Annotated in this window: 1 protein-coding gene; it reads right to left on the bottom strand. The window is 55.6% G+C overall.

Annotation, left to right across the window (positions count from 1 at the left end):
* Positions 1-85: 85 nt before the first annotated feature.
* Positions 86-2,074: membrane-bound PQQ-dependent dehydrogenase, glucose/quinate/shikimate family (locus tag H7A81_RS26945; RefSeq protein ID WP_182059303.1), on the bottom strand; the 1,989-nt coding region annotated here is incomplete at its 5' end.

Genomic DNA, 2,074 nt, shown 5'->3' with positions numbered 1-2,074 from the left:
CTTCATTACTTCATTACTTCATTACTTCATTACTTCATTACTTCATTACTTCATTACTTCATTACTTCATTACTTCATTACTTCATTACTTCAAACGGAATGCCACCACACTGTCACCCGCCTGGGTGCCCAGCGAACCGTGACCGCCTGCCGCAATCACCACGTACTGCTTACCGTCTTTACCCATAAAGGTCGACGGTGTGGCTTGTGCGCCCGCGCTCAGCTCGGTCTGCCACAGCAACTCACCGGTGGTGCTGTCGTAGGCGCGGAAGAAGTTATCCGCGGTTGCGCCATGGAACACCAGGTCACCCGCTGTCAGCAATGGACCACCGTGTGCCACCATGCCCATCGGGAAGCCGATTGGGAAGCGGCCCGGCAGGAAGCTGGTTTTCAGGTTTTTGGTGACACCCACACGGCGCAACCACTCGGTTTTCCCGGTTTTCAGGTCTACGCCCACCATACGACCCCACGGCGGTGCGATACACGGAATGCCGAGGCCAGAGGCCAGCTGCTGAATGTGAATCGCGTAGTCACCCTGGAAGTTTTCATTCCAGTATGGCTGACCATCTTTGGTGAACAGACGCTGCGTTTCGGTCTGCGGCGTACGCTTGATCAGGTTGTATTTGTAAGCCAGGCGCACAGGCGCGGCAATCAGCATCTGACGCTGCGGATCAACCGCCACAGAACCCCAGTTGAACACGCCAATGTTACCCGGGAAGATCAGCGAACCGGCTTCAGTAGCTGGCGTCCATGGGTTGCCATCATAACGCAGCGAACGGAAGTCCATGCGGCATGACATCTGGTCAAACGGCGTGATGCCCCACATTGATTTCTCAGTCAGCGGGTCTGGAATAAAGTTCAGGCTTGATACCGGCTGTGTCGCGGCAAACTTCTCACCCGGCACACCGCCTTCAGTGGAAACCTTCACCTGATTAACCGGATACACGGGCTGACCGGTCAGGCGATTCAAGACAAACAGGTTGCCGGTTTTAGTTGGCAGGATCACCACAGGCTGTTTCTGGCCCTGATAATCGATATCCAGCAATGACGGCTGTGATGGGTTATCGCGGTCCCACAGATCGTGGTTCGAACTCTGATAACGCCATTTGAACGCACCGGTTTGCAGATCCAGCGCCACTAACGCATCGCGGAACTTCTCGGTGTTGCTGTTGGCATCACGTTCGATACCCACTTCATCCGGTGACGCGTTACCAAACGGCACGTAAACCAGACCATTTTTCAGGTCAGCGCTCAGCGTACCCCAGGCGACTGGCGTATCCTGCGGATAGTTTTGTCCCGCAGCGATCGGCGCCGTATTTTCTGGGTTCGATGGATCAAAGTTCCACACCAGACGACCGGTTACGGCGTCATAAGCACGAATCACACCCGACGGGTTACCGCTGTTAAAGCCGTTGTCCATCACGGAACCACCGACAATCACCAGCTTGCCGGCCACCAGCGGCGCGGCAGTTTGCATCAACGCATGTGGACGCACTTCGCCCATGTTGGCATGCAGATCCACCACGCCGTTGGTGCCGAAATCAGCACAAGGTTTGCCGGTATCGGCATCCAGTGCAATCAGCTGTGCATCGGTGGTGGCGTTGAAGATACGCTTACGGCAGATGGCTGGCGCTGCAGCAGAATCCTGCGCTGCAACCGGGCTTTGCTCGTAATAGCTCACGCCACGGCAGGTCTGGTGCTGCTGCAGGTAAGAACGATCTTTATTCGGCGTGTACTTCCACTTCACTGCACCGGTTTCGGGATCAAGTGCGTGCACTTCGTTATGCGGCGTACAGAAATACAGCATGCCGTTGGCTTTCACCGGCGTCGCTTCGAAGGTGTATTCGCTGGCATCCGCATCCTGACGCAGGTCGCCAGTGTGGTAAGTCCAGGCCACTTCGAGGTTTTGCACGTTTTCTTTGGTGATTTGATTCAGAGAAGAGAAGCGCTGGCCATTAGTGGTGCCGCCGTACGCGGTCCAGTCGTTAGCGGCACCCTGCTCGCTGGTTTGTTCACGCGCATTGCTGATGGTGCCCGCCTGCGGTAACGGATCGTAGAAACACAAACCAATCAC

The organism is Pantoea sp. ME81 (assembly GCF_903970985.1).
GTDB classification, from domain to species: domain Bacteria; phylum Pseudomonadota; class Gammaproteobacteria; order Enterobacterales; family Enterobacteriaceae; genus Pantoea; species Pantoea communis.
Note: the sequence above shows the minus strand (reverse complement) of the source record. Positions and strands in the feature narration are given on the sequence as shown.